This window comes from Ottowia beijingensis (assembly GCF_013423955.1).
Classification (GTDB): domain Bacteria; phylum Pseudomonadota; class Gammaproteobacteria; order Burkholderiales; family Burkholderiaceae_C; genus Ottowia; species Ottowia beijingensis.
Window position 1 is genome coordinate 3,679,419 of record NZ_JACCKX010000001.1, and the last position, 23,621, is coordinate 3,703,039.

Below are 23,621 nucleotides of genomic sequence, written 5' to 3' on the forward strand. Positions count from 1 at the left end.
TCAAGCGCGAGCAGCTATTGAAATAGAAGCAAAGCGGGCTCAGGCCTTCGGGGCGTTCTGCCCCAGGGCGATCTTCAGCAGGTCGGCCACCGTATTGGCGCCCAGCTTTTCCATGATGTTGGCGCGGTGCGCCTCCACCGTCTTGATGCTGATGCCCAGGTCGTCGGCGATCTGCTTGTTCAGGCGGCCGGCGACGATGCGCTCGAGCACCTGCGCCTCGCGCCCGGTGAGCTTGGCCAGCAGCGCGTCGCGGCTGGCGGCCTGCTGGTGCTCGGTGAACAGGGCGCGGGCCTGCTCCAGCATGCGCTCGACCAGCGGCACCAGCTGTTCTTCCTTGAACGGCTTCTGGATGAAATCCATCGCGCCTTTCTTCATGGTGTCGACGGCCAGCGGCACGTCGCCGTGGCCGGTGATGAAGGCGATGGGCAGGGGCGACTTGCGCTCGAGCAGGCGGTCCTGCAGTTCCAGGCCGCTCATGCCGTCCATGCGGATGTCGACGATCAGGCAGGCGACTTCGCGCGGGTCGTAGCGGGCCAGGAAGACCTCGGCCGACTCGAAGCAGCGCACGCGGAAATCCTGCCCTTCGAGCAACCATTGAACCGAATCGCGAACGGCTTCGTCGTCGTCCACCACATACACCGTTCCTCGCTTCGGAATCAGACTCATGCCACTACCTTGGTGTTGTTGTCGGACGGGCTGGCGTCCTGCACCGGGCCGACCGGAATCCAAAAACTGAAGCGGCAGCCCACGACCTGGCCGGCATTGTAGAGGTTCTCGGCATGGATCCGGCCCTGGTGCGACTCGACGATGGAGCGGCACAGATTGAGGCCGATGCCCATGCCGTCGTTCTTGGTCGAGAAGAAGGCTTCGTACAGCCGGGCCAGCGCTTCTTCGGTCAGGCCGCGGCCGGTATCGGTGACGCTGAACTGCACCGCCGGCTGCTCGTCGACCTCGCGCTGGGTCACGCGCAGATCGACCAGGCGGTTGCCGGTGGCGCGCTGCGCCACGTCGATGGATTCGGCACCGTTCTTGATCAGGTTGATCAGCACCTGCTCGATCAGGATCGGGTCGACGTGCAGCGCCGGCAGGCGCGGCGCCACGTAATGGCTCAGGCGCACCTGGCGGCGGCGCAGTTCGATCTCGGCCAGCTCCACCACCTGCTCGACCATCGGCATCACCTCCGACCACTGGCGGCGCGGCTCGCTGCGCTTGACGAAGCTGCGGATGTGCTGCACCACCTGGCCGGCGCGCTGCGCCTGGCGTGCGGTCTTGTCCAGCGCGCCCAGCAGGTCGTCCTCGCTGATGCTGCCGCCCCGGATGCGCGAGATCATGCCGGTGCAGTAGTTGCTGATGGCCGTCAGCGGCTGGTTCAGCTCGTGCGCCACGCTGGAGGCCATCTCGCCCATGGTGATCAGGCGGCTGGCGGTCTGCGCGCGCTCGGCCTGCGCGGCGGCCTGTTCCTCGGCCTGGCGGCGCGCAGTGATGTCGGTGGCGATCACCATCTGCGCCAGGCGGCTGTCGACCCAGTTCAGGTAGCGCGAGCGCACTTCCAGCCATTTGCCCAAGCGTTCGATGTAGATCTCGGCATGCTCGGCCAGCGAGCCGGTGGCGATGCTGTCGAGCGGCAGGCCGGCGAAGGAATCGACGGCATCCAGGCTTTCGTCGGACAGCTGTGTCTCGGGCGTGCCGGCGCGCACCACCAGCTGCAGGTGCCCGTCGGTGGTGCCGCCGAACCACTGGCGGTACAGCTTGTTGGCGAACAGCAGCTCCTGGCTGCCCAGGGTGCTACAGAAACAGAAGCATCCAGCGCTTCCAGCACGGTGGTGAAGCGCTCGTAAGAGGCCGAAAGCTGGCGTCGCACGCGGTTGGGCTCGGTGATGTCGGTCATCGACGCCATCCAGCCGGTCTGCTTGCCGGTGGCGTCGATCAGCGGCGACACGTAGAAGCGCGCATCGAACAGCGTGCCGTCCCTGCGCTTGACGCGCATCTGAAAGCCCGCCGGGTCGGAGCTGCCGATCAGCTCGTCGCTGAGCCGCGCGGCCAGCGCCTCGCGGTCTTCGTCGGGCCAGTAGGAGAACGGCTCGGTCTGGCCGATCAGCTCGTCCTCGGTCCAGCCGGTCATCTGGCAGAAGGCCGGGTTGACGTAAATGATGCGGCCCTGCATGTCGAGCGCACGCATGCCGGTCAGCATGGAGTTTTCCATCGCGCGGCGGAAGGTGGTTTCGGCCATCAGCGCCTGCTGGGCCTGCTGCCGGCGCTGCGACTGGCGCCAGTTGGCGATCAGCATCCAGGTCGTCATGGCCGCCAGCACCGCCACCAGCCAGAACAGCGTGCCGCCCACCACGCCCTGCGACGTGCGCCAGGCCTGCGCCCGCAGCACCAGGCCGTTGCCCACCGGCGAGACGGGAATGTCGAATTCGTTGACCTTGCCGCTCCAGGGCAGTCGGTCCGACAGGCCAGGGCGTTCCGGGATGCTCTGGCCGGCCAGCAGCTGGTCCTTGCCGTCGAACAGCGCCACGGCGTACTTGGCCAGCACCTCGGCGGGCACGCCGTAGCGCAGCAGGCCGTCGACCGAGAACTCGGCCAGCAACTCGCCGGCGAAGTGCGCGCGCGGCGTGATCGGCACGTGCATGTACAGCACAGGTTCCACGCCTTTTTCGGACAGCGGCTGCGTGTACACCGGCTGGCGCAGGTCGCGCGCCAGGTCGAAGCCTTCCAGCACCTCGCCCCGCTTCAGCTGCCCGTCGGCCACCCAGGCGCGCTGGCGCGGCACGCTGGGCGAGGTCTGCGTCGCCATCAAGCGGCGCTGGTCGTCGATCCAGCTCAGCGCCATCAGCTCGGGGTACTGCAACACCAGCGATTCGGCGCGGATGTCGAACTGCATGGGCGACATGTCGCGGTCCGAGATGTCGCGCGCCAGGCGCATGAACTGCTCCTGGCGCTCCAGCAGGCGCAGGCGCAGGCGCTGCTGGCTGTATTCCACGTCGCGCTTCACGGCCTCCTGCTCGCGGTGCACTTCCTCCAGCCGCAGATACCAGAACGCCGTGGCGATGGCGGCCAGAAACAGCAGCACGGCCGCCAGCGGGGCCAGGTGGATGAGGCGGTCCTGCCCACGAACGAGCCGTTGCCACCAGGGCAGCGGGGGCCCGGTATCGAGCAGGGTGGACGCGAGATCGGACGCCATGGCGGCAGTGTAGTGGCAGGGTGCCGCGGCCTTCTCAACGAACGAGCGATCTCTGGGTGCGATTGAATTTCATATTGTGAATATATAAATCTCTATTTGAAAAAACGTGGCTTTGTGGGATGATTCCGCTTGGTTCACAATGACTTTCATCACCCCATAAACAAGAGGAGACAAGCAGATGTCCGAAGAATCGCGGGCGCAGGCCGCTGCCGCCGCCGAAATCGACGCCCAGGAAACCCGTGAATGGCTGGATGCGCTGTCTGCCGTCATCGAGCGCGAGGGCCCGGAGCGCGCCCATGCGCTGCTGGAGGAACTGCTTGAACATGCGCGCCAGAACAGCATCGACTTGCCGTTCTCGGCCACCACCGGCTACGTCAACACCATCGAGCCCGAGCAGGAAGCCCGCAGCCCCGGCAACATCGCCATCGAAAAGCGCCTGCGCGCCTACATGCGCTGGAACGCGATGGCCATGGTGGTGCGCGCCAACCGCCTGAACCCCGAAGACGGGGGCGATCTGGGCGGCCACATCGGCTCCTTCGCCTCGCTGGCCAGCATGTGGGGCGCCGGCTTCAACCACTTCTGGCACGCCGAGAGCGAAGGCCACGGCGGCGACTGCATCTACTTCCAGGGCCACAGCGCGCCCGGCATCTACGCCCGCGCCTACCTGGAAGGGCGCATCACCGAGGATCAACTGGAGCACTTCCGCCAGGAGGTCGGGGGCAAGGGCCTGTCCAGCTACCCGCACCCCAAGCTGATGCCGGGCTTCTGGCAGTTCCCCACCGTCAGCATGGGCCTGGGGCCGCTGATGGCCATCTACCAGGCGCGCTTTCTGAAGTATCTGCACGCCCGCGGCATTGCCGACACCGCCAACCGCAAGGTCTGGGTGTTCCTGGGCGACGGCGAGATGGACGAGCCCGAGAGCATGGGCGCCATCAGCCTGGCGGCGCGCGAAAACTCGACAACCTGATCTTCGTCATCAACTGCAACCTGCAGCGCCTGGACGGTCCGGTGCGCGGCAACGGCAAGATCATCCAGGAGCTGGAGGGCGACTTCCGCGGCAGCGGCTGGCACGTCGTCAAGCTGATCTGGGGCAAGGGCTGGGACGAACTGCTGCGCCGCGACAAGTCCGGCAAGCTCAAGCAGGTGATGATGGAGACGCTCGACGGCGACTACCAGGCCATGAAGGCCAACGACGGTGCCTGGGTGCGCAAGCATTTCTTCGGCAAGTACCCCGAAACCGCCGCGCTGGTCGAGCACATGACCGACGACGAGATCTGGGAGCTGCGCCGCGGCGGCCACGACCCCGAGAAGGTGTACGCCGCCTTCCACAACGCCCACCACCACAAGGGCCAGCCCACGGTGCTGCTGGTCAAGACCATCAAGGGCTACGGCATGGGCCAGGCCGGCGAGGGCAAGAACACCGTGCACCAGACCAAGAAGCTGGCCGACGAGGACATCCGCTACATCCGCGACCGCTTCAACATCCCGATTCCCGACAGCGAGCTGGAGCAACTGCCCTATTACAAGCCGGCCGACGACACGCCGGAGATGAAGTACCTGCATGAACGCCGCCAGGCGCTGGGCGGCTACCTGCCCACGCGCCGCGCCAGGGCCGACGAGAGCTTCACCATCCCCTCGCTCGACACCTTCAAGGCCGTGCTGGAGCCCACCGCCGAAGGGCGCGAGATCAGCACCACCCAGGCCTTCGTGCGCTTTCTCACGCAGCTGCTGCGCGACAAGGCCTTCGGCCCGCGCGTGGTGCCCATCCTGGTGGACGAGGCCCGCACCTTCGGCATGGAGGGGCTGTTCCGCCAGATCGGCATCTACAACCCCAAGGGCCAGCTCTACACCCCGGTCGACCGCGACCAGGTGATGTACTACAAGGAAGCGAAAGACGGCCAGATCCTGCAGGAGGGCATCAACGAGGCCGGCGGCATGGCCAGCTGGATCGCCGCCGCCACCAGCTACAGCACCAGCAACCGCATCATGATGCCGTTCTACGTGTACTACAGCATGTTCGGCTTCCAGCGCGTGGGCGACCTGGCCTGGGCCGCGGGCGACATGCAGGCGCGCGGCTTCCTGCTGGGCGGGACCTCGGGGCGCACCACGCTGAACGGCGAGGGCCTGCAGCACGAGGACGGCCACAGCCACATCCTGGCCGGCACCATCCCCAACTGCATCACCTACGACCCGACCTTCGGGCACGAGGTCGGCATCATCCTGCACCATGGCCTGAAGCGCATGGTGGAAAAGCAGGAGAACGTCTTCTACTACCTGACCCTGCTGAACGAGAACTACGCCATGCCCGGCCTCACGCCCGGCACCGAGGAGCAGATCATCAAGGGCATGTACCTGTGCAAGCCCGGCAGCGACTCAGCCGACAAGGGCGGCGCGCCGCGCGTGCAACTGCTCGGCTCGGGCTCCATCCTGCGCGAATCCATCGCCGCGCAGGAGCTGCTGCTGAAGGACTGGGGCGTGGCCGCCGACGTCTGGAGCTGCCCCAGCTTCAACCAGCTGGCGCGCGACGGCCAGGATGTCGCGCGCTGGAACTTGCTGCACCCCACCGAGCAACAGCGCGTGCCCTTCGTCACGCAGCAGCTCGAGCCGCACGCCGGCCCGGTGGTGGCGTCCACCGACTACATGAAGAACTACGTCGACCAGATTCGCGCCTTCATCCCCGCCGGGCGCAGCTACACCGTGCTGGGCACCGACGGCTTTGGCCGCAGCGACTTCCGCTACCGCCTGCGCGAGCACTTCGAGATCAACCGCCACTACATCACCGTGGCGGCGCTGCGTGCGCTGGCCGACGAGGGCAAGGTGCCGATGGACCGCGTGAGCGCCGCCATCAAGCAGTACGGCATCCAGGCCGACAAGATCAACCCGCTGTACGCCTAAAGGGAGACCCGTCATGGCATTGGTGGAAGTCAAGGTCCCCGACATCGGCGACTTCAAGGACGTGGCCGTGATCGAGCTGCTGGTCAAGCCCGGCGACACGGTGAAGGTGGAGCAGTCGCTCATCACCGTCGAGAGCGACAAGGCCTCGATGGAAATCCTCCAGCGCCGCCGGCGTGGTGAAGGAGGTCAAGGTCAAGCTCGGCGACACGGTCAACGAGGGCAGCGTTGTGGTGTTGCTGGAAGGCGAGGGCGCTGGTGCCGCCGCGCCCGCCGCGGCCAACGCAGAGGCGCCCGTCGGCGGTAGCGAAGTGGTGCCGGGTGCCAGCCAGGCATCGGCGGCTGCGCGTGCTGCCGACACGGCAGGTGCCGGCACGCCTGCACCCGGCGGTCTGGTCGAAGTGCGCGTGCCTGACATCGGCGACTTCAAGGACGTCGCCGTGATCGAGGTGTTCGTCCAACCCGGCGACACCATCAAGGTCGAGCAGAGCTGATCACGGTCGAATCCGACAAGGCTTCGATGGAGATCCCGTCCAGCGCCGCCGGCGTGCTCAAGGAACTGAAAGTCAAGCTGGGTGACAAGATCAACCAGGGCGACCTGCTGGCCATCGTCGAAGGCGCGGGCGCCGCACCGGCCCCGACACCTGCACCTGCACCTGCAGCCGCGCCATCAGGTTCAGAGTCAAAACAGGCTCCAGCGCCCGCCCCACAAGCGCAAGCAGCTATCAAATCAGAAGTGATTGCCGCTGCGCCGCATGATCCCACCAAGCCACCACTGGGCCTGCCGCACGCCAGCCCCAGCGTGCGCAAGTTCGCGCGTGAGCTGGGCGTGCCGCTGGCCGAGGTGAAGGGCAGCGGCGCCAAGGGCCGCATCACGCAGGAAGACGTGCAGGCCTTCACCAAGGCCGTGATGGCCGGCACCCAGCGCACGCAGGCGCAGGGCGCTGCGGCACCGGCTGGCGGCGATGGCGCGGCGCTGGGCCTGATCCCCTGGCCCAAGGTCGACTTCGCCAAGTTCGGCCCTATCGAGCCGAAGCCGCTTTCGCGCATCAAGAAGATCAGCGGCGCCAACCTGCACCGCAACTGGGTGATGATCCCGCACGTCACCAACAACGACGATGCCGACATCACCGAACTGGAAGCGCTGCGCGTGCAGCTCAACCAGGAGAACGCCAAGGCCGGCATCAAGGTGACGATGCTCGCCTTCCTCATCAAGGCCTGCGTGGCGGCGCTGAAGAAGTTCCCCGAGTTCAACGCCAGCATCGACGGCGACAGCCTGGTCTACAAACAGTACTGGAACATCGGCTTCGCCGCCGACACGCCGAACGGCCTGGTGGTGCCTGTCATCAAGAACGCCGACCAGAAAGGCGTGATGCAGATCAGCCAGGAACTGGGCGAGTTGAGCAAGAAGGCGCGCGACGGCAAGGCCAGCCCCGCCGACATGAGCGGCGCCACCTTCACCATCAGCAGCCTGGGCGGCATTGGCGGCACCTACTTCACGCCGATCATCAACGCGCCCGAGGTGGCGATTCTGGGTGTGTGCCGCAGCGAGATGAAGCCGCGCTGGAACGGCAAGGACTTCGAGCCGCGCCTGATGTTGCCGCTGTCCTTGAGCTACGACCACCGCGTCATCGACGGCGCGGCTGCGGCGCGCTTCAACGCTTATCTGGGCCAGGTGCTGGCGGACTTCCGCCGCGTGCTGCTGTGAAGGGAACCACGACATGAGCGAAATTCAGGTCAAGGTGCCCGACATCGGCGACTTCAAGGACGTCGCCGTCATCGAGCTGCTGGTCAAGCCGGGCGACACCGTGAAGGTGGAGCAGTCGCTGATCACCGTCGAGAGCGACAAGGCGTCGATGGAGATTCCGTCGAGCCATGCGGGCGTCGTCAAGTCGCTGGCGGTGAAGCTGGGCGACACCGTCAACGAAGGCTCGGTGGTACTGACGCTCGACGCGGCTGAAGCCGCTGCTGCGCCAACCCCTCCCCTCTGGGGGAGGGCAGGGTGGGGGCTGCCCCGGCTTCCAGCTCCGTCGCCGAGCCCCCACCCCAACCCTCCCCCAGCGGGGAGGGAGCAAGCAGCCTGTGCCCGCTGCCGCCAGCTACAGCGGCCAGACCGACCTGGACTGCGACGTCCTCGTCCTCGGCGGCGGCCCCGGTGGCTACTCGGCCGCCTTCCGTGCGGCCGACCTGGGCCTGAAGGTCGTGCTGGTCGAGCGTTACGCCCAACTCGGCGGCGTGTGCCTCAACGTCGGCTGCATCCCGTCCAAGGCGCTGCTGCATGTGGCCGCCGTGATGGACGAAGTCAGCCACCTGGCGGCGCTCGGCATCGACTACGGCGGCGCGCCGAAGGTGAACATCGACCAGCTGCGCACGCACAAGGAAAAGGTCATCGCCAAGCTGACCGGCGGCCTGGGCGCCATGGCCAAGATGCGCAAGGTCACGGTCCTGCGCGGTTACGGCAGCTTCGTCGGCGCCCACCACCTTTCCGTGGAAGAAACCACGGGCACCGCCCAGGACAAGACCGGCGGTAAAAGGTCGTGCAGTTCCAGAAGGCCATCATTGCCGCCGGCAGCCAGGCCGTGCACCTGCCCTTCATGCCCGAAGACCCGCGCGTGGTCGACTCCACCGGCGCGCTGGCGCTGGCGGGCGTCCCCAGCGCATGCTGATCCTGGGCGGCGGCATCATCGGCCTGGAGATGGGCACGGTGTACAGCACCCTGGGCGCGCGCCTCGACGTGGTCGAGATGCTGGACGGCCTGATGCAGGGCGCCGACCGCGACCTGGTCAAGGTCTGGCAGAAGATGAACGCGCCGCGCTTTGACAACATCATGCTCAAGACCAAGACGGTGGGCGCCAAGGCCACCGACGCGGGCATCGAGGTGACGTTCGAAGGCGAGGGCGCCCCCGCGCCGCAAACCTATGACCTGGTGCTGCAGGCCGTGGGCCGCAGCCCCAACGGCAATAAGATCGGTGCCGACCAGGCCGGTGTCGCCGTCACCGAGCGTGGCTTCATCGACGTCGATATCCAGATGCGCACCAACGTGCCGCACATCTTCGCCATCGGCGACATCGTCGGCCAGCCCATGCTGGCGCACAAGGCGGTGCACGAGGCGCACGTGGCCGCTGAGGTCATCGCCGGCGAGCTGAAGGGCGACGAGGCGCTGGCGCGCAGCGCGTTCAATGCCCGCGTCATCCCCAGCGTGGCCTACACCGACCCCGAAGTCGCCTGGGTCGGCCTGACCGAAGACCAGGCCAAGGCCCAGGGCATCGCGGTCAAGAAAGGCCTGTTCCCCTGGAACGCCTCGGGCCGCGCCATCGCCAACGGCCGCGACGAAGGCTTCACCAAGTTGCTCTTCGACGACAGTCCCGAGGCACACGGCCACGGCCGCATCCTGGGCGGCGGCATCGTCGGCACGCATGCCGGCGACATGATCGGCGAGATCGCCCTGGCCATCGAAATGGGCGCCGACGCGGTGGACATCGGCAAGACCATCCACCCACACCCCACGCTGGGCGAAAGCATCGGCATGGCGGCGGAGGTGGCGCACGGCAGCTGCACGGATCTGCCGCCGCAGCGCAAATAGCGCTACTTATCCGATAGCTGGCCGCGCATGCCCCGAAAGGGCTGCGCGGCTTTTTCATGCATGGGATGGATGCTGCCCCGTCAGGGGCTAGCATCGCCAATCCAGCAGTCACAATTGGCAGCCATGTCCTCCTCACGACCTCCTACGCTCCCGCGCCTGTCAAGCCAAGCCTCGCAGTCAAAGAGGACCAGATCGAATACGGCTTCATCGGCAAGCTCCAGGGCCTCAAATACGAATACCGCCCCGACATCCGCGACCGCGCCGCACTGGAGCGCAACTTCCGCGAGAAGTTCGAGGCCCTGAACCGCGTTCACCTGACCGATGGCGAATTCGCCCGCCTGCTGGACGAGATCGTCACCCCCGACGTATTCACCGCTGCCAAAACCCTGCGCAGCATCAACGCCTTCACCCGCGAAGACGGCACGCCGCTGAACTACACCCTGGTCAACATCAAGGACTGGTGCAAGAACACCTTCGAGGTGGTCAACCAGCTGCGCATCAGCACCGACTACAGCCACCACCGGTATGACGTGCTCATCCTCATCAACGGCGTGCCGTGTGTGCAGGTGGAGCTGAAAACGCTCACCATCAACCCCCGCCGGGCCATGGAGCAGATCGTTGACTACAAAAACGACCCAGGCAACGGCTACACCAAAACGCTGCTGAGCTTTTTGCAGCTCTTCATCGTCAGCAACCGCACCAACACCTACTACTTCGCCAACAACAACGCGCGGCACTTTGCGTTCAATGCGGACGAGCGGTTTTTGCCCATCTACCAGTTTGCGGACGAGGCCAACAAGAAGATCACCCAGCTCGACGAGTTTGCCGACAAGTTCCTGGGCAAGTGCACCCTGGGCCAGACCATCAGCCGCTACATGGTGCTGGTGGCATCGGAGCAAAAGCTGCTCATGATGCGGCCCTACCAGGTCTATGCCGTCAAGGCCATCGTGGACTGCATTCACCAGAACTGCGGCAACGGCTACATCTGGCACACCACAGGCAGCGGCAAAACGCTCACGTCCTTCAAGGCCTCCACGCTGCTCAAGGACAACCCCGATGTGGAGAAATGCCTCTTTGTGGTGGACCGCAAAGACCTGGACCGCCAGACCCGCGAAGAATTCAACCGCTTTCAAGAAGGCTGTGTGGAGGAAAACACCAACACCGCCACGCTGGTGCGCCGCCTGCTGTCGGATGACTACGCCGACAAGGTCATCGTCACCACCATCCAGAAGCTGGGCCTGGCGCTGGATGAAAACAGCCGCCGCAACAAGCAGCAAAAGAAAGACGGCAAGGCCACCTACAAAGAGCAACTGGCACCGCTGGCCAACAAACGCATCGTCTTCATCTTTGACGAATGCCACCGCTCGCAGTTTGGCGACAACCACCAGGCCATCAAAGAGTTCTTCCCCAAGGCGCAACTGTTCGGCTTTACCGGCACGCCCATTTTTGAGGCCAACTCCAGCCGCACGCAGATCGAGGACGAACAGGCTTCCATGAAAACCACGGAAGACCTGTTCCAGAAACAACTGCACGCCTACACCATCACCCACGCGATTGAAGACGCCAACGTGCTGCGCTTTCATGTGGACTACTACAAACCCGAGGGCAAGAACCCGCCCAGGCCCGGCGAGGCCCTGGCCAAAAGGCCGTGATCGAGGCCATTCTGGCCAAACACGACACGGCCACCGCCCACCGCCGCTTCAACGCCGTGCTGGCCACCGCCAGCATCAACGACGCCATTGAATACCACCGCCTGTTTGACGAGCTGCAGCACGCCAGGCAGAAGGCAGACCCCGCCTTTGTGCCGCTCAACATCGCCTGCGTGTTCTCGCCCCCGGCAGAGGGCGATGCCGATGTGCGGCAAATCCAGGAAGACCTGCCCCAGGAAAAAGAAGACAACCAGGTGGACCCCGAGGGCAAAAAGGCCGCCCTCAAAGCCATCCTGGCCCGCTACAACGCCCGCTACGGCACCAACCACACCACAGCCGAGTTCGACCTGTACTACCAGGATGTGCAAAAGCGCATCAAAGACCACCAGTGGCCAGACGCAGACTTGCGCAAGGCTTTTCCGGCGGCCCCGCACCACAAAATCGACATCACCATCGTGGTGGACATGCTGCTCACCGGGTTTGACAGCAAATACCTCAACACCCTGTATGTCGACAAAAACCTCAAGCACCACGGCTTGATACAGGCTTTCTCGCGCACCAACCGCGTGCTGAACGGCACCAAGCCCTACGGCAACATCCTGGACTTTCGCCAGCAGCAAGCCAGTGTGGACGCCGCCATTGCCCTGTTTTCAGGTGAGAAGTCGGGCGAAGAGGCCCGCAAGATCTGGCTGGTGGACAAAGCCCCGGTCGTCATCCAGAAGCTGGACGCCGCCGTGCAAAAACTGGCCGACTTCATGCAAAGCCAGGGCCTGGCCTGCACGCCTGACGCCGTGCACAGCCTGAAGGGCGACGACGCCCGCGCCGCCTTCATCCACAACTTCAAAGAAGTGCAGCGCCTCAAAACCCAGCTCGACCAGTACACCGACCTGACGGAAGACAACGCCACCGCCATCGAACACATCCTGCCTGCCGAGCAATTGCAAGCCTTTCGCGGTGCTTACCTCGAAACCGCCCAGCGCCTCAAAGCCCAACAAGCCCAGCACGACAAAGGCAGCGAAGGGCAGGGCGGCGCAGCCGATGCGGTGGACCAGCTCGACTTTGAATTTGTGCTGTTTGCCAGCAGCGTCATCGACTACGACTACATCATGGGCCTCATGTCGCGTTTTTCGCAGCAGGGGCTGCAGGGCGGCGGCAAGCAGAAGATGACCAAGGACGAGCTGCTGGGCTTGATCCTGTCCGACGCCAAATTCATGAACGAGCGCGACGACATTGCCGCCTACATCCACACCCTGAAGGCGGGCGAGGGCCTGAGCGAAGCCGCCATCCGCGAGGGCTACACAAAGTTCAAGAAGGAAAAAGACAGCGCCGAGCTGACCGACATCGCCACCCGCCACCACCTGGCCCCCGCCGCGCTGCAAACCTTTGTGGACGGCATCTTGCAGCGCATGATTTTTGATGGCGAGGTGCTGAGCGATTTGATGGCCCCGCTGGAGCTGGGCTGGAAGGCCAGGGCGCAGGCAGAAACGGCGTTGATGAAAGAGCTGGTGCCGTTGCTGCAAAAGCGGGCCGAACAACACGGTGGGCGCGAAATTTCGGGGCTGAGTGCGTATGAGTGAGCAAGCCTTGACCGAGGCCGCGCTGCTGGAGCGCATAGCCCTGGGCGAGCACACCCGCCAGCAGTTCAAGCGCAGCTTCCACAGCCCCGACGCTATGGCCGCCGAACTGGCCGCCTTTGCCAACAGCGGTGGGGGCACCTTGTTGATCGGTGTGGACGACGACGGCTCCATCGCCGGGCTCAGCGCCGCCGATGTGCGCCACCTGAACCAAATGCTCAGCAACGCCAGCAGCCAGCATGTGCGCCCTCCCATTCACCCCCGCACCGAAAACGTGCCAACCCGCGCCGGGCTGGTCATGGTGGTCACCGTGCCCAACGGCCTGGCCAAGCCTTACCTGGACCGCCAGGGCCGCATCTGGGTCAAACAAGGGGCCGACAAACGCCATGTGACCGCGCGCGAAGAAATGCAGCGCATGTTCCAAAGCGGTGGCCTGGTCTATGCCGATGTGGTGCCCGTGGCAGGCACCACCAGCGCCGATCTGGATGAACCCGCCTTTCGCCGCTACCTGGCCCAGCACTACAGCGCAGACACCGCCCAAGCCGGGCTGCCGCTGGACGCCGTGCTGCAAAACCTGGGCCTGGGCGATGGCCATGAACTCACCTTGGCCGGCCTCATGCTGTTTGGCCACAACCCGCTGCGCTGGCGGCCCGCGTTCACCATCAAGGCCGTCGCGTTTTATGGCACCAGCATTGCCGACACCCACTACCAAGACAGCCAGGACTTCAGCGGCACCCTGCCCACCCAGTACGCCGAGGCGCTGGCCTTCATCAAACGCAACCTGCGCCGCGTGCAAGGCAGCCAGGGCTTCAACTCGCCGGGCATTTTGGAAGTGCCAGAAATCGCCCTGCAAGAACTGCTGGTCAATGCGCTGGTGCACCGCGACTACTTCACCAGCGCCTCCATCCGCATTCTGGTGTTTCGCGACCGCATCGAAATCATCAGCCCCGGCCCCCTGTCCGACAGCCTGAGCATTGACGACATCCGCCACGGCAAAAGCAACCGCCGCAACCCCACGCTCAGCGAGCACGCCTTTCGCCTGCTGCCCTACCGTGGCATGGGCAGCGGCATCCCCAGGGCGCTGGGCGAGTGGCCGCAGATCGAGCTGATCAGCGAGCTCAGCGGCAACCAGTTCACGGCCCTGGTTCGGCGGCCCCAAGGGCTGTGGGAGAGTGCCTCCGAACAAGTCGAGACCCCAGCAACCGAACAAGCAACCGAACAAGCAACCGAACAAGTAACCGAACAAGTAACCGAACAAGTAACCGAACAAGTAACCGAACAAGTTCGCCGCTTGTGCCTGGCCTTGCAGCAGGGTGCCAAGGGGACCAAGGAGCTCATGCAAATGCTCGATCTCAAACACCGCCCCAGCTTTTTGGACGGCTACTTAAACCCAGCCTTGCAACAGCACCTGGTGGAGATGACCCAGCCCGACTCGCCCCGCAGCCCTACACAGAAATACCGCCTGACGGACAAAGGCCGGAGTGCATTGAAATGAATGAAGAGAAGAAATTGGTGCCTAAGCTGCGGTTTCCGGAGTTTCGGAGGGCTGAAGGGTGGGAGATGACTCTGCTTGAGAAGTGCCTAGGCTATCAACAACCAACTCCGTATCTCGTTAAAGATGAACGATACAGCCCAATCTTTAAGACTCCCGTTTTAACTGCTGGGAAGACTTTCATTCTTGGATATACGAATGAAGAGCATGGAATCTTCCGCGAAGGTTTGCCCGTAATCATCTTTGACGACTTTACAACGGCTACGCAGTTCGTTGATTTCCCGTTCAAAGCCAAATCTTCCGCAATGAAAATATTGCTGGCCAAGGATGGAGCGAACATCAAGTTCATGTTTGAAACACTGCGAAATGTTTCATTCGAAGTTGGTGCACATGAGCGGCATTGATTTCCACCTTTGCACCTATGCTGGTGCCCATACCTAAAACTGCCGAACAACAAAAAATCGCCGACTGCCTGAGTTCCTTGGACGAACTGATCGCCGCGCAAGCCCGCAAAGTTCATGCCCTCAAGACCCATAAAAAGGGCTGATGCAGCAGCTTTTCCCCGCGAAGGCGAAACCCAACCGCGTCTGCGGTTTCCTGAGTTTCGGAATGCGGGCGAGTGGAAGAGACAAAACCTGGAGGATTTGAGCGAGACGATTTCATCGGGGAAAGACAAGTCTGCACAAGATGGCGCTTTTGACTTGTACGGCTCAACAGGGGTCATCGGCAGGACAAATAGCGGCAGCTTCAGTGGCATTTATATTTTGGTTGCACGTGTCGGTGCGAATGCTGGGCTTTTAACTAAAGCTACCGGGGAGTTCGGCGTCACCGACAACACGCTCGTCATTACGCTCAAGAAACGGCAAGTCATAGGCCTAGACTTCATTTTCTTCTATCTCTATCAGGTTGGCCTGAACAAAATGATCTTCGGCTCTGGTCAACCGCTAATTACCGGTGGACAACTGAAAGCGTTGACCATTCAAGTTCCAAATGCGAAAGAACAACAGCGAATCGCCGACTGTCTCAATTCCCTCGACACCCTCATCACCACCGCCACGCAAGAACTCGAAACCTTCAAGACCCACAAAAAGGGTTGATGCAGCAGCTTTTTCCTCCGGCGCAGGAGGTGGCCGCATGAACAGCCTGATTCTGTACACCACCGACGACGGCAAGAGCCAGATTCAGCTTCGGGCCGACTTGGGTACGGTGTGGCTGACCCAGTTGGAGATGGCAGAACTGTTTGACGCCACCAAGCAGAACATCTCGCTGCACCTCAAAAACATCTTTGAGGATGGTGAATTGGATGCGGCGGCAACTGTCAAGGAATCCTTGACAGTTCAAACCGAGGGCACGCGCCAGGTGCAGCGCCCCGTCACGCTCTACAACCTCGACGCCATCCTGTCCGTGGGCTACCGCGTGCGCTCGCCGCGTGGCGTGCAGTTCCGCCGCTGGGCGTCCACGGTGCTCAAGGAGTATCTGGTCAAGGGCTTTGTGATGGACGACGAGCGGCTGAAGAACCCGGACGGCCGCCCGGACTATTTTGACGAGATGCTGGCGCGCATCCGGGACATTCGGGCTTCGGAAAAGCGCTTCTACCAAAAGCTGCGCGACCTGTTTGCCCTGGCGGCGGACTACGACAAGACCGATGAAGCCACGCAGACCTTTTTGCCACGGTGCAGAACCTGCTGCTGTATGCGGTAACGCAAAAGACGGCCGCGGAATTGATCGTGAGCCGGGCCAACCCTGCCGACCCGCATTTCGGCCTGCTGACCTGGAAGGGCGCCCAGGTGCGCAAGCAGGACATTGTGGTGGCCAAAAACTACCTGACCGAAGACGAAGTGGACACCTTGAACCGGTTGGTGGTCATCTTTCTGGAAACGGCAGAGTTGCGCGCCAAGCGGCAGACCATCACCAGCATGGGCTTCTGGCGCGAGAACGTGGGGCAGATCATTTTGTCCAACGGGTTTCCGCTGCTCAGCGGGGCAGGCACCGTCAGCCACGCCCGCATGGGGCAAAAGCTGGAGCCGCTGTACCTGGACTTTGACCAGCGCCGCAAGGCCGATGAAGCGCGTGTTGCGGACGCGCAGGATGACGCTGAATTGAAGGCGCTGGAAAGCACCATCAAGAACCGCCCCAAAAAATGACCGAACAAAACCAAATACAACTGGGCAAGACCCTGTGGGCCATTGCCGACCAGCTGCGCGGGGCCATGGACGCGGACGATTTCCGCGATTACATGCTGTCGTTTCTGTTTCTGCGCTATCTGTCAGACAACTACGAGACCGCCGCCAAAAAGGAGCTGGGCAGCGATTACCCCCAGCTGGCGGACGATGACGGGCGGGTGCCCTTGGCCGTTTGGTACGCCGACAACGCGGCGGATGTGCCCGCGTTTGAAAAGCAGATGCGCCGCAAGGTGCACTATGTGATCAAGCCGGATTACCTGTGGAGCAGCATTGCGCACATGGCGCGCACGCAGCACCCGGGTTTGCTCGATACGCTGCAAGAGGGCTTCAAATACATCGAAACCGAGTCGTTCCAGAGCGCGTTTGGGGGCTGTTTTCCGAAATCGACCTGGCCTCGCCCAAGCTGGGCAAGACCTACACCGAGCGCAATGCCAAGCTGTGCGTGGTGATTCAGAAGATTGCAGAGGGGCTGGCCGATTTTTCCACCAGCGTGGATGCGCTGGGCGATGCCTATGAATACCTGATCGGCCAGTTTGCGGCGGGCTCGGGCAAGAAGGCGGGCGAGTTTTATACGCCGCAGCAAATCTCGGACATCCTCTCCGCCATCGTCACGCTGGACAGCCAGGAGCCCAAAACCGGCGCCAAGCAGCGGCTCGACAGCGTGATGGACTTTGCGTGTGGGTCGGGCTCGCTGCTGCTGAACGTGCGCAAGCGCATGGGGCCGCATGGCATTGGCAAGATTTACGGTCAGGAAAAGAACATCACCACCTACAACCTGGCGCGCATGAACATGCTGCTGCACGGGGTGAAGGACACGGAGTTTGAAATCTTCCACGGTGACACGCTGGCCAACGACTGGGACATGCTGCGCGAGCTGAACCCGGCCAAGAAGCCCGCGTTCGATGCCATCGTGGCCAACCCGCCTTTCAGCTATCGCTGGGAGCCCAACGAGGCCATGGCAGACGATGTGCGCTTTAAAAGCCACGGCCTGGCGCCCAAGTCCGCAGCGGACTTCGCCTTTTGCTGCACGGCTTTCACTTTCTGAAGGACGAGGGCGTGATGGCCATCATCCTGCCGCATGGGGTGCTGTTCCGGGGCGGGGCGGAGGAGCGCATTCGCACCAAGCTGCTGAAGGATGGCCACATCGACACGGTGATTGGCTTGCCGGCCAACCTGTTCTATTCCACCGGTATTCCCGTGTGCATCCTGGTGCTGAAGAAGTGCAAGAAGCCGGACGACGTGCTGTTCATCAACGCCGCCGAGCACTTTGCCAAAGGCAAGCGCCAGAATCAACTGACGGATGAGCACATCGCCAAGATCATCCAGACCTACCAGTTCCGCGAGGAAGAGGCCCGCTACTCACGCCGGGTGGGAATGGCCGAGATTGAAAGAACGACTTCAACCTGAACATCTCGCGCTACATCAGCACCGCGGTGGGCGAGGCGGAGATTGACCTGGAGGTGACCCACCGCGAGCTGGTGGACATCGAAGAGGCGATCACGGCCGCCAGGGACAAGCACAATGCTTTTGAGGGAGCTTGGGCTGAAACTGCTGCCGTGACGACGCTGGTTGCACGAAGGCACGACGCTGTGATCCTTGACATCACCGTTGCGGCCTGCAGGCCGCAACGGCGGGCAAATTGGCGGGTGTGGCCCACTCCAGCGCAGAGTGGGGACGAACAATCTCGTCGTCGTTCTGACGCCGGGCGCGCGTCAATCCACCTTCGCCCCCGACGCCTTCACGATCGGGGCCCAGTTGTGCACTTCGGCGGCGATGAACTTGCTGAAGTCCTGCGGGCTGTTCTTTTCGGCCACGGCGCCGAGCTTGGCGTAGGCCTCCTTCACTTCGGGTTTGTCGAAGGCCGCGTTCATGGCCTTGTTGAGCTTGTCGACGATGTCCTTGGGCGTGCCCTTGGGCGCGATCAGGCCGAACCAGGAACTGACGTCGAAGGGCTTGACGCCGCTTTCCTCCAGCGTGGGCACGTCGGGCGCGGTGGCGGACCGCGTCTTGGTGGTGACGGCCAGCGCCTTCAGCTTGCCCGACTGCACGTGTGGCCACGACGCGGGCATGTTGTCGAACATGAACTGCACCTGGTTGCCGATCAGGTCGGTCACGGCCGGGGCGCTGCCCTTGTAGGGGATGTGCTGCGTTTTCAGCCCGGTGCGCACCTTGAACATTTCGCCCGCCATGTGGATGGACGTGCCGCTGCCGGACGAGGCGTAGGAAATCTTGCCTTCGTTGGCGCGCGCCCAGTCGATGAATTCCTTGACGTTTCTGGCGGGCACGCTGGGGTGGACGACCAGCATGTTGGGCACTTTGGCGCCCAGCGCCACGGCCTCGAAGTCGCGGTTCAGGTCGAACTTGACGTTGGGGTAGAGCGTCTGGTTGATCGCGCTGGTCACCGCCACGAACAGCAGGGTGTAGCCATCGGGCGCCGCCGCGGCCACCATGTCCGTCGCGATGTTGCTGCCACCGCCCGGTTTGTTGTCCACCACGAAGGACTGGCCCAGATCGGCGGTGAGCTCCTGGCCATGATGCGCGCCACGATGTCGGTGGTGCCGCCCGCCGAGAAGCCCACCACGATGCGTACCGGCTTGGTCGGGTAGCTGCCTTGCGCGGCAGCCCCCAGTGCGCAGAGCGCGAAACAGGCCCCGGCAACGCGGGCGAGCTGGCGACGGGACAGGGTGTTGAATGCCTTCATGAACAACGGTTCCTTTCGCTGGGGTGAAGCCCACGGTGGGCGGCAAAGCTCACTTTAGGAAGATCGTTGAGCGTCTGGCAAGAGGTGTTTCCCTCTGATGCCCGATCCGCGGGTGATGCACGGTGCGGGCCGGGCGTGGCACCCGCGCTTTCGGCACGCGTGGTGAATGCCGCGACAATCCTCCCACCGGGTCGTGGACGGCATTGATATGTCATGAAAACGATAGCTGCTCGCGCCCGGTGGACGGGCGTTTCAGCCACTTTTTGCTTTAAATTTCCCATCCATCTCCTCACACGATGAACGAACTCCTGCGCGCCATTGACGGCATGGCCTGGCCCGGCGATGCCGTCCGCATCTTTCACGGCCGCGGAGGGCGCTACCCAGGTGAGGAGCACTGGGTGCTGGACGCCTACCCGCCGGTTTTCGTCCTCACCAGCTTCGCGCCGGTGACGGATGCGCAGCTCGCCACCATCGGCGATGCGCTGCAGCGGCGCTGGGCGCAGATCGCACCGGGCGGCGTGCCGCTGAACTGGGTCTTTCAGCAGCGCGGCGAGGCGGCACGCGGCGCGGGGCGGACGCCACCCGCTTGATGAGCGGCAGCGTGCCCGATCCGCAGGTGGTCACGGAAGGCGCCACGCGCTACGGCGTGCACGTGCTGCGCGGCCAGAACCATGGCCTGTTTCTGGACATGGCGGAGGGCCGGCGCTGGGTGCGCGAGCAAGTGGCCGGGCACGCCGCTCGCGCGCCAGGGCGCGGCCCCAAGGTGCTGAACCTGTTTGCCTACACCTGCGCGTTTTCCGTGGTGGCAATGCAGGCCGGTGCAGCGCAGGTTGTCAACGTGGACATGAGCCGCGGCGCGCTGGCCGCCGGGCAACAGAACCACCGCCTGAACGGCATCGCCAGCGGCGCCAGTTTCCTGGCGCACGACGTCTTTCGTCCTGGGGCAAGCTGACGCGCAGCGGTCCCTACGATCTGGTGATTGTTGATCCGCCCAGTTACCAGAAGGGCAGTTTCGTCGCCACCAAGGACTACCCGCGGCTGATGCGGCGCCTGCCCGACCTGCTGGCGCCCGGCGGCCAGGCGCTGCTGTGCCTGAACGCACCGGAACTGGGCCCCGCGTTCCTGGACGACGCGATGCGCGAACAGGCGCCCGGCCTGCAGCGCGTCGGTCGGCTGCCGAACCCGCCGGTGTTTGCCGACCGCGACGAAGCGCGCTCGCTGAAGGTGATCGTCTACCGCGCACCGGCCTGAGCGGCGCACGCGCTGCGCTTGATCAGCCTGCCGCCCTGGTCAGCCTTACTGGCCGCGTTGCCGCCGGCGCGCGCCGACCGTCAGATCAGCGCCTGGATGCGTTCCCACTCGGCCGCGGTGACCGGCGTGATCGACAGGCGGTTACCGCGCTGCAGCGCGCGCATGTCGGCCAGTTCGGGCACGGCGCGCAGGTCGGCCAGCGAAACCAGGCGCGTCTTGCGCAGCGCCTGCACGTCCAGCAGCAGCCAGCGCGGCTTGTCGGTCGGCGATCGGGGGTCGTGGTAGGGCGATGCGGGGTCGAACTGCGTCGGGTCCGCGCGGGTGGGCGAAGCGACGCGCGCCAGCCCGGCAATGCCCGGCGCCGGGCAACTGGAGTGGTAGAACAGCACGCCGTCGCCGACCTGCATCGCATCGCGCATGAAGTTGCGTGCCTGGTAATTGCGCACGCCGGTCAGGGAACGGTCTGGCCGGGCGCGGCCAGGGCGTCGTCGATGCTGCACTCCGCCGGCTCGGATTTCATCAGCCAGTAGCGCGGGGCGCGGTTGGCGGTGGTCAGCGGCGGTGCGGCGGCGCAGGTGGGTCGAGCGGGCATGGGGCAATTGTGCGCGCCAGGGCGGCGCTTGGCGCAGACCCGTCACCACGCCAAGAATTTCAAAGAAATCAGGCGTTGAAGCAGGCTGGACCTGCGCCAGAAGCTATCAACGGTATAGCGGATGAGGCGCTGCGGCCTGCCGAGTCAGAGCCGCGCCAGCCGCTCCAGCGCGGCGCGCAAGGTGTCGTCCTTCTTGGCGAAGCAAAAGCGCACCACTTTCTGGTCGAAGCCATCGCCGTAGAAGGCCGACAGCGGGATGGCGGCCACGCCGATCTCGCGTGTCAGCCACTGGCAGAAGTCGGCTTCGCTCAGCTCGCGCTCCGGCACGGCCAGCTGATCGATGGCGACGCTCTGGAAGTAAGTGCCTTCGCACGGCAGCAGGCGGAACTTGGTGCGGGCCAGCCCGGCGCGGAACAGATCGCGCTTGGCGGCGTAGAACGCGGGCAGGTTCAGGTACGGCGCCGGGTCCTGCATGTAGCTGGCCAGGCCGTGCTGCATGGGGGTGTTGACGGTGAACACGTTGAACTGGTGCACTTTGCGGAATTCGGCGGTGAGCGCGGCGGGGGCGGCGACGTAGCCGACCTTCCAGCCGGTGACGTGGTACGTCTTGCCGAAGCTGCTGACGATGAAGCTGCGCGCGGCGAGGCCCGGATAGCGCGCCACGCTTTCGTGTTGCAGCGGGGCGTAGACCATGTGTTCGTACACCTCGTCGCTGATCACCAGCACGTTGGTGGGGGCGAGCAGTTCATCCAGCCGGCGCATGTCGGCGGGCGACCAGACGGTGCCGCTGGGGTTGTGCGGGGTGTTGATGATGATGGCGCGGGTCTTGGGGCTCAAAGCGGCGGCGATCTTGTCGAAATCGGGGCGGAAGGTGCCGGGGGTGAGGGGCACGCGCACGACGGTGGCGCCGGCCAACTCGATGTTGGGGACGTAGCTGTCGTAGCAGGGCTCGAGCACGATGACTTCGTCGCCGGGGCCGACGCAGCACAGGATGGCGGTGAGGATGGCCTGGGTGGCGCCGGCGGTGACGGTGATTTCTGCCGCGGCATCGTAGCGGCGGGCGTAGAGCGCTTCGATTTTTGCAGCAATGGCCTCGCGCAGCGGGGCGATGCCGGTCATGGGCGGGTACTGGTTGTGGCCCTGCTGCATGGCGGTGGTGACGCCGTCGACCAGCTTGGGGTCGCAATCGAAATCCGGGAAGCCCTGGCCCAGGTTGACGGCCTTGTGCTGCACGGCCAGCGCCGACATGACGGTGAAGATGGTGGTGCCGACGTTGGGCAGGCGCGAGGGGAAGGTGGGGGTGGTCATGGGGCGAAGTGAAATTTTGATAGTGGGTTGCGCTTGTCAGGTAATGGTTTCAAGAGAAAAATATCTGAAAATGGCTATTGACGGGCGCAAGCAGCTATTGTTATTGATGATTCTTGGCAGTGTTGAGGGAGCGGGCTTGCCCGCGATGGGGCCTGCGTGTGGGTGATGCGCTGCCATCGCGGGCAAGCCCGCTCCCACAGCACGAGGGCTTCATCATCGGCGGTGCCATCGTGCTCACAGCTCATAGTCGGCCACGTGGCCGGTCATGGCTTTGAGGATCAGGTTCTTGTCGAGCCGGTCGGACAGCAGGCTGGCGAAGTGGTAGACGAAGTCGCGCAGGTAGGCGCCGCGCTTGAGGGCGATGCGCGCCACGTTCTGGCCCAGCAGCTGGCCCAGCGGGCGGGTGGCGAGGTCGGTGTCCTTGTCGGCGGCCACGGCCATCTCGGCCACGATGCCGATGCCCAGCCCCAGGCGCACGTAGGTCTTGATGACGTCGGAGTCGATGGCCTCCAGCACGACGCGGGGCGTGAGCTGGCGCTGGGCGAAGGCGTTGTCGATGCGGGTGCGGCCGGTGAACGAGGGGTGATAGGTGATGAGCGGCTCGGACGCAATGTCCTCCAGCGTCAGGCGCTCCTTCTTCGCCAGCGGGTGGGTGGCAGGCAGCACCAGCACGTGCTGCCATTCGTAGCAGGGCAGGGTGACGAGTTCGGGGTAGTTGGCCAGCGATTCGGTGGCGATGCCGATTTCGGCCGTTTCCTCGATCACCATGCGCGCCACCTGGTCGGGCGCGCCCTGGTGCAGGCTGATGTTGACCTTGGGGTATTGCTCGCGCAGTTTGGCCACGGGCAGTGGCAGCACGTAGCGCGCCTGGGTGTGGGTGGTGGCGATCGACAGCGTGCCGGTGTCCTGCGCGCTGTATTGCTCGCCAATGCGCTTGAGGTTGCCGACCTCGCGCATGATGATGGCGATGCTGTCGAGCACGTGCTGGCCGGGTTCGGTGATGCGCTTCAGGCGCTTGCCGTGGCGGGTGAAAATGTCGATGCCCAGTTCTTCTTCCAGCTCGATGATGGCCTTGGAGACGCCGGGCTGCGAGGTGTGCAGGGCCTTGGCCGCTTCGGTCAGGTTCAGGCCCCGGCGCGCGGCTTCTTGCACGAAGCGGAATTGGTGCAGGTTCATGGGGTTTGTTGAATATAGAACCCCATCATTATGCCG

8 protein-coding genes and 10 pseudogenes are annotated in these 23,621 nt (G+C 64.1%); 12 read left to right on the forward strand and 6 right to left on the reverse strand.

Annotation, left to right across the window (positions count from 1 at the left end):
• Nucleotides 1-39: 39 nt before the first annotated feature.
• Both H0I39_RS18165 and H0I39_RS18170 read right to left on the reverse strand, forming a co-directional pair.
• Complete coding sequence (locus H0I39_RS18165; protein ID WP_180551415.1) at nt 40-666, reverse strand: response regulator transcription factor; 627 nt, start codon at nt 664-666, stop codon at nt 40-42.
• Nucleotides 663-3,184, reverse strand: a pseudogene (locus H0I39_RS18170) (PAS domain-containing sensor histidine kinase). The gene H0I39_RS18165 and the pseudogene H0I39_RS18170 overlap by 4 nt, the downstream one beginning before the upstream one ends.
• Nucleotides 3,185-3,362: 178 nt before the next feature.
• On the opposite strand from H0I39_RS18170, the pseudogene aceE reads away from it, so the two are divergent.
• The 10 genes and pseudogenes from aceE to H0I39_RS18220 all read left to right on the forward strand — a co-directional run bounded on the left by aceE (nt 3,363) and on the right by H0I39_RS18220 (nt 18,117).
• Nucleotides 3,363-6,079: pseudogene (aceE, locus tag H0I39_RS18175) on the forward strand (pyruvate dehydrogenase (acetyl-transferring), homodimeric type).
• Between the two features lie 13 nt (nt 6,080-6,092).
• Nucleotides 6,093-7,784: pseudogene (gene aceF / locus H0I39_RS18180) on the forward strand (dihydrolipoyllysine-residue acetyltransferase).
• 13 nt (nt 7,785-7,797) lie between these two features.
• Nucleotides 7,798-9,659: pseudogene (gene lpdA / locus H0I39_RS18185) on the forward strand (dihydrolipoyl dehydrogenase).
• A 191-nt stretch (nt 9,660-9,850) separates the two neighbouring features.
• A pseudogene (locus tag H0I39_RS18190) lies at nt 9,851-12,885 on the forward strand (type I restriction endonuclease subunit R).
• Between the two features lie 7 nt (nt 12,886-12,892).
• The gene (locus H0I39_RS18195; protein ID WP_257645877.1) at nt 12,893-14,377 is read left to right on the forward strand and encodes a Fic family protein; all 1,485 of its coding nucleotides are present in this window, start codon (nt 12,893-12,895) and stop codon (nt 14,375-14,377) included.
• The gene (locus H0I39_RS18200; protein ID WP_180551417.1) at nt 14,374-14,778 is read left to right on the forward strand and encodes a restriction endonuclease subunit S domain-containing protein; all 405 of its coding nucleotides are present in this window, start codon (nt 14,374-14,376) and stop codon (nt 14,776-14,778) included. Before H0I39_RS18195 ends, H0I39_RS18200 begins: the two co-directional genes overlap by 4 nt.
• Before the next feature lie 17 nt (nt 14,779-14,795).
• Nucleotides 14,796-14,921, forward strand: a complete 126-nt coding sequence (locus H0I39_RS22740) for a restriction endonuclease subunit S domain-containing protein (protein WP_257645878.1) — start codon at nt 14,796-14,798, stop codon at nt 14,919-14,921.
• Nucleotides 14,893-15,471: a restriction endonuclease subunit S gene (locus H0I39_RS18210; protein WP_257645879.1), complete on the forward strand. Its 579-nt coding sequence runs from the start codon at nt 14,893-14,895 to the stop codon at nt 15,469-15,471. The genes H0I39_RS22740 and H0I39_RS18210 overlap by 29 nt, the downstream gene beginning before the upstream one ends.
• 130 nt (nt 15,472-15,601) lie before the next feature.
• Nucleotides 15,602-16,518: pseudogene (locus H0I39_RS18215) on the forward strand (virulence RhuM family protein).
• Nucleotides 16,515-18,117 (forward strand): annotated as a pseudogene (locus H0I39_RS18220) (type I restriction-modification system subunit M). The pseudogenes H0I39_RS18215 and H0I39_RS18220 overlap by 4 nt, the downstream one beginning before the upstream one ends.
• Before the next feature lie 152 nt (nt 18,118-18,269).
• On the opposite strand, the pseudogene H0I39_RS18225 reads toward H0I39_RS18220, so the two are convergent.
• Nucleotides 18,270-19,258: pseudogene (locus H0I39_RS18225) on the reverse strand (Bug family tripartite tricarboxylate transporter substrate binding protein).
• Between the two features lie 296 nt (nt 19,259-19,554).
• Here H0I39_RS18225 and H0I39_RS22745 point away from each other — a divergent pair.
• The gene (locus H0I39_RS22745) at nt 19,555-19,848 is read left to right on the forward strand and encodes a class I SAM-dependent methyltransferase (RefSeq protein ID WP_257645880.1); all 294 of its coding nucleotides are present in this window, start codon (nt 19,555-19,557) and stop codon (nt 19,846-19,848) included.
• Nucleotides 19,848-20,509 (forward strand): annotated as a pseudogene (locus H0I39_RS18230) (class I SAM-dependent methyltransferase). Before H0I39_RS22745 ends, H0I39_RS18230 begins: the two are co-directional and overlap by 1 nt.
• Nucleotides 20,510-20,589: 80 nt before the next feature.
• Here H0I39_RS18230 and H0I39_RS18235 read toward each other — a convergent pair.
• From H0I39_RS18235 to H0I39_RS18245, 3 genes and pseudogenes are all read right to left on the reverse strand, one after another.
• Nucleotides 20,590-21,101: pseudogene (locus H0I39_RS18235) on the reverse strand (EVE domain-containing protein).
• Between the two features lie 144 nt (nt 21,102-21,245).
• A complete protein-coding gene (locus tag H0I39_RS18240) occupies nt 21,246-22,409 on the reverse strand; it encodes a pyridoxal phosphate-dependent aminotransferase (protein ID WP_180551419.1) in 1,164 nt (387 codons plus the stop codon).
• Between the two features lie 234 nt (nt 22,410-22,643).
• Nucleotides 22,644-23,585, reverse strand: a complete 942-nt coding sequence (locus H0I39_RS18245) for a CysB family HTH-type transcriptional regulator (RefSeq protein WP_180551420.1) — start codon at nt 23,583-23,585, stop codon at nt 22,644-22,646.
• Nucleotides 23,586-23,621 lie beyond the last annotated feature (36 nt).